The following is a 7,180-nucleotide window of genomic DNA, read 5'->3' as shown; positions in this document are numbered from 1 at the left end:
CAAAAGACCGCAATTGTTATGCGGTCTTTTTACTCAATTTAAATTATTCATTACTCTTCATTAAAAAAGCCCATCACGAAGATGAGCTTTTAAATTTTAACTATCACATCATTTTAAATTGATAGACTTTGTTTTTCTTCTTGAAATAACTGAATTAATGGTTGAGTTAATAGCTCGTAACGCCAACCCAAAAGATAATCAGGTAAATCTTGTTCATCCCCTTGAGAAAGAACATGTTGATGAATTGCATTTAGCCATTTCTTTCTAAGCAATACTTCTTTAGGAATAGAAGTTTCACTTATTGCATGGGCAAGTACCATATCCATTTTATTTAAAGTTTCTTTAGATGTTACTTTAAAAGGTTTGGCAATTCTTGTTGGCCATTCACTTTCATTAGGTAAATCTTTCAGTAATTCTAGAATTGTTTTCCCATATTCACGAACTACATTTGGGCGAATATCTTTAACTTGCGAGAGTTGAAAACTATTACGTGGATTCTTTTCAACCATATCAATCATGGTTGAGTTTCTAAGAATAAAACTGCGTGGCTGATTCGTCGCTTTAACAATGTAATCACGCCATTCACTTAAATTTTGCAATTGCATCAATTGACGGCGCGAATGACGATAATTACCAACATCGGTATAGAGTAACTCTTTAGGCGTTTCACTAATAATTTCTTTAGTTAAACTACTACAATCTTCAAGAACATAGTCATAAAGCCCTTTCTGCTTAAGTTGTTCTTGAATATGATGAGCTAACTTCATTATATATAGAACATCATTGGCTGCATAACAGAGTTGCTGAGGTGATAAAGGTCGAGCCAACCAATCGGATCTTGTTTGATCTTTTTCAATGTCAATATCGAGACAAAGCTTTAAAGCGCCTTGGTAACTCACTTGTAGTCCGTGACCTAAGAAAGAAAGACCCACTTGAGTATCAAACACATTAAGCAAATCTTCTTGATCAGCGTAATGATAGATTAAATCGATGTCTTCCCCACATGCATGGAAAATATTTTGCTGTGCGAGAAATATTTTTTTCCAAAACTGACTTAGATCTAATGAAACACCATCCAACAGATAGACATTACCATTTACATTGACTTGGCATACCCCAAGTTTAGGCCAGAGTGTGTCAACCTTAATAAATTCTGTATCAAGTCCATATATCGAACATTGATCCATTTTTTGAAGAACATCAACCAATTCGGTTTGCTGTTGGATAAACTGAAACATGCTTTCTCAAGTAAATGCAAAGAGTGCTTAGAACTCTGGTATATATAACATAGAAGTAGGAAATTACCACTTAAACCTTTATGAATACTCTATTTTTGAACAATTTTTCGAAAATAGATAATTTTTTGATCTTTTATTTATACTTTTAAAGTTAACTCCAAATACTCATTCTTTAAAATCTCTAAGATCTTTTTCATTCTTATGTGCATTCATATTTTATTTAAACGATTTTTTCTAATTAAAGACAAAATAATATTTGCCTTTAATAGCTAAATTAATAAATTTAATTCAATTTTATATCGCATCAATGAAATAAGCATCGGAATGCTTATTTCATTCTCATACGGTTATGAACTGCCTGACTTAAGGTATGGCTATCTACATACTCAAGTTCACCACCTTGCGGTACACCTTGAGCAATACGCGTCATGTGTATAGGTAAGTGCTTAGTCGCCTCTACCAAATAATGAGCGGTTGCCTGTCCCTCTACAGTCGCATTAGTTGCTAAAATCACTTCTTCAATAGTGCCTTGACTTAAGCGCTGAATCAGATAAGGAATACCAATTTCTTCTGGACCAATACCATCCAAAGGAGAAAGATGTCCCCCTAAAACATGGTATTTACCTCGAAAACTACCACTTTGCTCAATCGCCATTACATCTGCTGGTGATTCAACTACACACAATAGTTGATCTTCTCGCTCAGTTGAGGCACAAATATCACAAATTTCATTTTCAGTTAGAGAATGGCAAACGCTGCACTCATGAATATAACTTGAAGCCTCATGTAAAGCATGAGCTAATGCGAACGCACCTTCTCGATTTTTCATCAAAAGATGTAATGCCATACGTTGAGCCGATTTCGGACCAACGCTAGGCAATATACGTAAAGCTTGAACGAGTTGTTCAAATCTATCACTAAACACAGAACTTCCTTAGAACATGCCCGCTAAGCCAGGTGGCAAGCCCATACCAGAATTCGCTTTTTGCATTTTTTCTTCTGAAATAACTTCTGCTTGACGCACAGCATCATTTACCGCTGCAGCAATCAAATCTTCAATCATATCTGGTTCATCTTGAAGTAATTCAGGGTTAATTTCGATACGTTTTACAAGATAGCGCCCATTCATGGTTACTTTAACCAAACCACCACCAGCTTCTGCTTGGACTTCAGTTTGGGCAAGCTCTTCTTTCGCCTTTTTTATATTTGTTTCCATATCTTTTTGCATGCGCTGCGCTTGCTGCATGAGCATATTGATATTCATAACTTTACTCCGTATCTCTATCAAATCTTTAAAGTATTATTCGTTATCTGGTAATACTTTATAAAAACTTAATCTCATTGAACCAACCCATGTGATTAAAATCCATACAGATTAGTGCATTGAACTCAAATTAATCCGTAATTCTGACACAATAGACTAATGTTTTCTATCAGTATCTCTAGCTCTATTTTACGTAGCTACATGAATAGCGTGGTTAAACCTAGACACACTTCATAAATACCTAAATATTTACATTCAAGTCTTATAAAAATTTAGATCACTATCGAGATGCCTGTAACCCTTTATCAATTGTTTTGTATTCACTTAAAGGAACTTTCTTAAAGGAGGTATTTGCTTCTTGAATAGATTTATCTGCTTCTTGCACAGACTTCTCTGCATTGTTAATCAATAAGGTTGTTTCATTCGCTGGGTTCTGATTCGGTTTGGTCAGCAATTTGTATCCAACTACCCCGATTACCCCCACCACAACAACGATAGCAATAGGCTTAAGCATTTTAAAAACTCACATTTCTTTTAATTAAATTTAAAGCCTTTATACCCTGCGCTCTAAGCTCTCATTTAAACAAAAATGTAGGTTTTTTATTGCAATTCTGAAAATTGGGTAACATTTAAATATAAAAAACCATCTCGATTAAAGAAATGGTTTCATGAACAAAAGAACCAAAAAGAATTATTTCGATCGAGATAATTAGATCAGATCGAGACCACGTGAGATATCACGAATAATGTCATTAATATCTTCTAAGCCCACAGATACACGGATTAAACCCTCTTGGATGCCTGCTGCGGCTTTTGCTTCAGCAGAAAGTTTGCCGTGTGTAGTCGTTGCAGGATGTGTAATTGTTGACTTCACATCGCCCAAGTTACCCGTAATAGAAATAAACTTGGTATTATCGATTACCTTCCAAGCACCTTCACGTTCGCCTTTAACAACGAAAGAAACAATCCCACCAAAACCACTTTGCTGTTTAGCAGCAAGTTCATGACCTTCTTGAGTTGGCAAACCAGCGTAATAAACTTTTTCTACTTTTTCATGAGTAGATAACCATTCTGCAAGAATTTGAGCACTTTCACAGTGTGCTTTCATACGCAAACGTAAAGTCTCTAAACCTTTTAAGAAAATCCATGCATTAAATGGACTCATTGATGGTCCAAGCGTACGGACAACACCAAAAACTTCTTCTAACAACTGATGATTACCAACAACAGCACCACCTAATGCACGTCCTTGCCCATCTAAATATTTAGTTGCCGAGTAAATTACAAGGTCTGCGCCAAACTTTAATGGTTGCTGTAAAACAGGCGTACAAAAACTGTTATCAACCGCCAGTAATGCGCCATGCGCATGGGCAATATCTGCAAGCGCTTGAATATCTGCGATCTCGGCTAGAGGATTAGACGGCGACTCAACAAATAAAAGTTTAGTTTCTGGACGTACTGCATTTTTCCATGCATCCAAATCACATAAATCAACAAATGTAATATCTACACCAAACTTGGCAATATATTTTTCAAACAAGGCAACAACTGAACCAAAAACTGCTCTTGAGCAAATGACATGATCACCCGCTTTTAGATATGCCATAGTAACTGACAAAATCGCGCCCATTCCAGAGCTTGTCGCAACAGCGCGTTCAGCACCATCTAAAGCTGCCAAGCGTTTTTCGAACATCGATACAGTCGGATTGGTAAAACGTGAATAGATATTCCCTTGAACCTGACCAGAAAATTTTGCTGCAGCTTCTTCTGCATTTTCATATACAAAAGATGATGTCAAAAAAATCGGTTCGCCATGCTCACCTTCAAAACTACGAGTATGTCCGGTACGAATGGCTAAAGTATCAAGTTGGTATTCTAAATCATCAGACTGGTTCATTAAATGTTCGCCTTTACTGGTCATGTACTAAAAAACTATCATCATTTTGAGTGTCTAAGGTATTTAAGGTCAAGGTAAACCTGAAAATTATCGCTTAGACTTTATTTAATTTTAGTAAATAGTTGGTAAAGCAAGATGAAACGCTTAAAGTCCCTTGTCTCAGAACAAAGCCAAATCAAGCACCTTTCTGCCCGACTATTTCATTCAAAAACATTAGTACTATCTCAAAGCACCCCCTTTGAGGTGATTGGCGAATTCAATCAAACCCGTATTCGTTATTACTCAGCAACACAAAAAAAATTTAAGGAACCATTAGTATTTGTTGCCCCACTCGCAATTAATATGGCGATTTATGATTTATATCCTTATCGCTCTCTTATTAAATACTTTCAAAATGCAGGTTTTGATGTTTATTTAGTCGATTGGGGACGCTTAAAGTTTAAAGATAGACACCTTAACTTTTTATCATTTATTGAAGATTTCATTCCTAAAGCGATTGAAATCATCCGAACACATTCAAAAAGTGAGCAAATCTCGCTCCATGGCTGGAGTATGGCAGGCATATTCGTTACTTTATATGCTGCTCTGAACCAACCCAACTACATTAAAAATTTAATTGTTCTGGGTAGTCCAATTGATAGTTATGCATCTGGCCATATTGGTAAGCTCTATCGGACAATGAACCATTTGATTGGTCGCAATAAGAAAATTCAGGAACGTATTTACTCTGGATTGCCAAAACGTCTGATCCACAGTCCCGGAATTTTAAATTCATTAGGTTTCAAAATTCTCGATCCTAAAGGATGGTTTGATGGACATGTGCAATTGCTAAAGAATCTTGATGACCTGCAATTTGTACAAGAGCATGCCACCCTAAGTAACTTTTTAAATAATATGATTGACTATCCGGGTGGCATTAATCAGGACATGTTGTTTAATGTCTGGCTACAAAATCCTTTAAAACGTGGCTTTATTCAGTTAAAAGATAAGAAAATCGAATTAAAAAATATAGATTGTTCCCTCTTAGTTGGCGCGGGTCGTAGTGATCAGTTGGTCACTGCTGACGCTGCTTCGCCATTAAGTCAATTGACAAGCAGTCAGGATGTCACGTTTACTCTCATCCCCGGTGGTCATTTAGGCTTAATGTCGAGTCAAGCAAGTGCTCTGGAGTTTTGGCCGAAACTGGCTGCATGGCTCGCCGAACGTTCAACACAAATTTAAGGATAAGGTCATGAGTCAATCTGTTGCATTTATTGGTTTGGGTGCAATGGGCTACCGTATGGCAGCGCATTTACCAAAACACTTCGATACCGTCTATGTATGGAATAGAAATTTCGAAAAAGCCAAACAACATGCAGCAGAATATGGCACAAAAGCTGTTTCATTAGAGCAAGCGGTACAAGCAGATATTATCTTTTCATGCTTACCAACAAGTACTGATGTAGAAGCACTTATTAATAGTGTAGAAATTAAATCTGGAGCAATCTGGATAGACTGTACCAGTGGCGTTCCTGACTCTGCCCGCACATTAGCAAGCTTATTAAAACAGTTAAATGTTGATTTTCTAGATGCTCCAGTAAGCGGTCAAACCGTAGGAGCTGAAAATGCAACTTTGACTGTAATGGTGGGGGGTGATGCAGCAGCTTTCGAACGCGCATTGTCAGCTCTACAAGCGGTAGGAAAATTAATTAAACATGTGGGTGAGTCTGGCGCTGGATTTGCCGTAAAAGCCGTTAATAATATGTTACTCGCAGTCAACCTTTGGTCTGTTGCAGAAGGTTTCAGTGCTTTAAAAGCGCATGGAGTAAGCTTGAACGAAGCTTTAGAGTGTATTAATGCTTCAAGTGGTAAAAGTCTGGTAACAGAGACTATCTTCCCTCAGCGTGTACTGAGTCGTGAATTCCCAGTAACCTTTGGCTTACCTCTTCTTGCCAAAGACACAGGAATTGCTCTGGATTTAGTCCATCAAGCTAAGCTTCCTGCCCCACTTTTGTCATTAACACAAAGTTTAATTCAAGCTGCTCATTTAACGGCTGAAGACAACAGTGATTTCTCTGCGGCAGTGAAAATGTATGAAGCATGGACAAAGATCACCTTAGAGTAAATTTGATCCTTTAAATGACTACTTATTAAAGATGCTTATTTTAATAAGATGAAAAATCATGGTGTGAAAACCCGATTATTTAAAGTAAGTATATTTATAAAGAACTTTTCTATAGCCTGAAAACTGAATATAGGAAAGCTTTATGCTATGTCGGTACTCGAATAATGTTTTTGTAATCAGGTGATTTGAAGTAATTTACAATCATCTGCGCACTTTTTTCAGACACAACCTTAGCCTGTTCCATTTTTTTTAAATAAGGATTGGCAAGCATACAGCTCGGTAGCAAAGTATTTGCAAGTGGAGGAAAATTTTCTCTTCCTCCTAATGTTATTTTTTCAATGAAACTTGCCAACCACATAATGTATTCGCCTTTATTCTTAAATGCTGGCATTAAGCTAATATCAAGCTTAACTGTACATTCTTCACTAGGCTTATTTAAACACTCTTCAAAATCAATAAAATTATATTTTAGTCTGTATGAAGTTCCTTTTATCTCTTGTCTAATAATACTTATTAAGCTATTTAAATGCTCAATAATATCTTTCGAGAAAAACTTATCTTCTTCAGATTTTATATAAACGCTTTCAGCAACGAGTAAAAACTGTGACATTCTCTATTTCCTTTTAATCTTGTCTCCGATGAATAATCAGATTCTTTAAGGAAGTATGATGCATATA

General features: G+C 36.4%; 8 protein-coding genes. 2 read left to right on the top strand and 6 right to left on the bottom strand.

The window, feature by feature from the left end; genetic code table 11:
- Nucleotides 1-113: 113 nt before the first annotated feature.
- The 5 genes from NL42_RS11755 to NL42_RS11735 all read right to left on the bottom strand — a co-directional run bounded on the left by NL42_RS11755 (nt 114) and on the right by NL42_RS11735 (nt 4,399).
- Entirely contained in the window at nt 114-1,238 is a 1,125-nt protein-coding gene (locus NL42_RS11755; RefSeq protein ID WP_461312876.1) for a ribonuclease D, read from the bottom strand.
- A gap of 328 nt (nt 1,239-1,566) precedes the next feature.
- Complete coding sequence (gene recR, locus NL42_RS11750) at nt 1,567-2,163, bottom strand: recombination mediator RecR (RefSeq protein ID WP_017390620.1); 597 nt, start codon at nt 2,161-2,163, stop codon at nt 1,567-1,569.
- Between the two features lie 9 nt (nt 2,164-2,172).
- Nucleotides 2,173-2,502, bottom strand: coding sequence for a YbaB/EbfC family nucleoid-associated protein (locus NL42_RS11745; RefSeq protein WP_004642711.1), 330 nt, complete (start codon nt 2,500-2,502; stop codon nt 2,173-2,175).
- Between the two features lie 280 nt (nt 2,503-2,782).
- Nucleotides 2,783-3,016: a hypothetical protein gene (locus NL42_RS11740; RefSeq protein WP_016138223.1), complete on the bottom strand. Its 234-nt coding sequence runs from the start codon at nt 3,014-3,016 to the stop codon at nt 2,783-2,785.
- Nucleotides 3,017-3,211: 195 nt separating this feature from the next.
- Complete coding sequence (locus NL42_RS11735; RefSeq protein ID WP_461312875.1) at nt 3,212-4,399, bottom strand: O-succinylhomoserine sulfhydrylase; 1,188 nt, start codon at nt 4,397-4,399, stop codon at nt 3,212-3,214.
- Nucleotides 4,400-4,534: 135 nt separating this feature from the next.
- Between NL42_RS11735 and NL42_RS11730 the strand changes: the two genes are divergently transcribed.
- Nucleotides 4,535-5,620 (top strand): alpha/beta fold hydrolase, encoded by a 1,086-nt coding sequence (locus NL42_RS11730; protein ID WP_461312874.1) that lies wholly within the window; start codon nt 4,535-4,537, stop codon nt 5,618-5,620.
- A 10-nt stretch (nt 5,621-5,630) separates the two neighbouring features.
- Nucleotides 5,631-6,503, top strand: a complete 873-nt coding sequence (locus NL42_RS11725; RefSeq protein ID WP_461312873.1) for an NAD(P)-dependent oxidoreductase — start codon at nt 5,631-5,633, stop codon at nt 6,501-6,503.
- Between the two features lie 145 nt (nt 6,504-6,648).
- On the opposite strand, the gene NL42_RS11720 is transcribed toward NL42_RS11725, so the two are convergent.
- Nucleotides 6,649-7,113 (bottom strand): hypothetical protein, encoded by a 465-nt coding sequence (locus tag NL42_RS11720; RefSeq protein WP_461312872.1) that lies wholly within the window; start codon nt 7,111-7,113, stop codon nt 6,649-6,651.
- Nucleotides 7,114-7,180 lie beyond the last annotated feature (67 nt).

This window comes from Acinetobacter sp. GN11 (assembly GCF_054823985.1).
This window is presented reverse-complemented; position numbering and strand designations above follow the sequence as displayed.

Bases quoted from the DNA above. Each gene is read 5' to 3' on its own strand.
- NL42_RS11755 (WP_461312876.1), bottom strand. From the start codon at position 1,238: ATGTTTCAGTTTATCCAACAGCAAACCGAATTGGTTGATGTTCTTCAA.
- NL42_RS11745 (WP_004642711.1), bottom strand. From the start codon at position 2,502: ATGAATATCAATATGCTCATGCAGCAAGCGCAGCGCATGCAAAAAGAT.
- NL42_RS11740 (WP_016138223.1), bottom strand. From the start codon at position 3,016: ATGCTTAAGCCTATTGCTATCGTTGTTGTGGTGGGGGTAATCGGGGTA.
- NL42_RS11735 (WP_461312875.1), bottom strand. From the start codon at position 4,399: ATGAACCAGTCTGATGATTTAGAATACCAACTTGATACTTTAGCCATT.
- NL42_RS11730 (WP_461312874.1), top strand. From the start codon at position 4,535: ATGAAACGCTTAAAGTCCCTTGTCTCAGAACAAAGCCAAATCAAGCAC.
- NL42_RS11725 (WP_461312873.1), top strand. From the start codon at position 5,631: ATGAGTCAATCTGTTGCATTTATTGGTTTGGGTGCAATGGGCTACCGT.
- NL42_RS11720 (WP_461312872.1), bottom strand. From the start codon at position 7,113: ATGTCACAGTTTTTACTCGTTGCTGAAAGCGTTTATATAAAATCTGAA.